Source organism: Gluconacetobacter entanii, assembly GCF_013155425.1.
Lineage (GTDB): Bacteria > Pseudomonadota > Alphaproteobacteria > Acetobacterales > Acetobacteraceae > Novacetimonas > Novacetimonas entanii.
Map to the genome: position 1 here is coordinate 1 of NZ_JABJWD010000133.1, position 1666 is coordinate 1666.

The 1666-nt window shown below is 68.7% G+C and carries 1 protein-coding gene and 1 pseudogene; both read right to left on the bottom strand.

Going from position 1 to position 1666, the window contains the following annotated elements; all coding sequences use genetic code 11:
• Positions 1-816, bottom strand: an 816-nt coding sequence (locus HNH97_RS16690; RefSeq protein ID WP_171791635.1) for a phage GP46 family protein, incomplete at its 3' end; no start/stop codon positions are given.
• Positions 813-1666: pseudogene (locus tag HNH97_RS16695) on the bottom strand (DNA circularization N-terminal domain-containing protein); the annotation flags it as partial. The gene HNH97_RS16690 and the pseudogene HNH97_RS16695, both read right to left, overlap by 4 nt.

Below are 1666 nucleotides of genomic sequence, written 5' to 3' on the forward strand. Positions count from 1 at the left end.
GGCAATCGGCTCCACGCTTTCGGCCGTGTATCCGGCCAGCCGGGCGCGCGTGTCCTCGGTCTGTTTCCCGCGTGCCTCCAGCCAGGCCCGGGTGCCCAGGCGCTGGCCTTCAGGCAGGCAGATGTCCCCAACCCAGCCACGCCGCGCCAGCAGACCGGCCGACTGTGCGGGCACCCGTGATTCCATGCGCAACACATTGCCCGGCAGCGTCAGGTTGCCCGGTGCGCGCGTGCTGCCTGCCTGCGTCAGGATAATCCCGCCCACGCCATCAGACGTGACCAGAACCCCGCGCTGGCGCGACAGCTTTTCGATCGTGGACATCGCGGGTTCGGCCGGATCGACCGCGACCAGGGTAAATGGATCACCCGTATCCACGTCGGCCGATACCGCCAGCCCGAACGGGCCGGTAAGATTCCCGATGACATCCACCAGATGAATGGAGCGGTATTCGCCCGGTCCTGTCGGGTTGGCCGACGCATCAACCAGGTCTCCCGTTTTGTCACGGCCGGAAATGGTCGCGCGGATTTCCCCGTCGGACATTTCCAACTGGATATCGTCCACATATCCCAGCAGGCGGGTGACGCCGTGGATGCGGATTTCCACGGGATCGTTCTCGCGGATCGCGGCCCATTCCGGCGGGTCGCCGCCCAACGCCTGCGCCGCGCGCACCTCGTCCAGGTATTCGACGTGAAACGCCCCGCAGATATCGCCAAGGTCACGGCCGCATTCGGCCATGGTGTAGGTTTTCAGCGTGCGGCCGTTGACGATCACGGTCATGCCGCGCGCGGTGACGGTGGTGTTCGTGGTGCCGCTCATGTCGTGGTTTCCAGCACGTCCACGCTGCCGGGGCCTGCCAGTGCCGGGTGCGTCAGGTTGTTGCGGCTGACCAGGTCATCCCACACACTCGCCACGTCCGATGGCGTGTCGCCCGCCACGGCATAGGCGATCAGCCACGCGCTGATCTGGCGCGGAACCGGCACCGCGATCACCTTGGGCAGGCGTCCCAGCCGCGACGAAATATCCGCCACCACGGCGGTGCGCGCATCGCGGATCGCGCCCGACAGATCGCCCAGCGCCACATCGGCCCCGGCCGCGATCACATTGGTCAGGTCATCCGCCAGATCGTCCAGCGCGCCCGTCACTGCATTGCGCCCCGCAATCGCATCCGACTGGCTGGCGTAGGTCACGGCCGACTGCGTTGCCAGCGCCTGCGCCACGGTGCCAGCGCGCGCCACCAGGGCAATCACCAGCACGTCGGCCGGGGCCAGCGATTTCACCGACAGTGCCTGCGCCTGCGTGCCGATCTGCGTGGCACCGTCCAGCAGCAGCGCCGTCGCCTGCGCCGGGTCCACGCTGGTCTGGCTGCCGTCGGCCACCTGCGTTGCCGGTGCGATGGCGGCCGTCGTGCCGGTGGACACCGTCGCCGCCACGGCGGCCGGGACATTGACCAGCAGGTCCGTCACCCCGTCGGCATAGGTGGTGTCCGCATTGTCCGCCGGGGCGACAATCCCGGCTGACAACGCGGCAAGCGGCGTCTGCGTGGCGGACTGGACGGGTTCGGGCGCGGATGTCGTGGCCGCGTTCCACACGCCTGTGGCGACATTGATCGTGCTGTTGACGGCGCTCGCCAGGGCCAGCGGCACGACGGCGGGCGACAGCAGCCCGC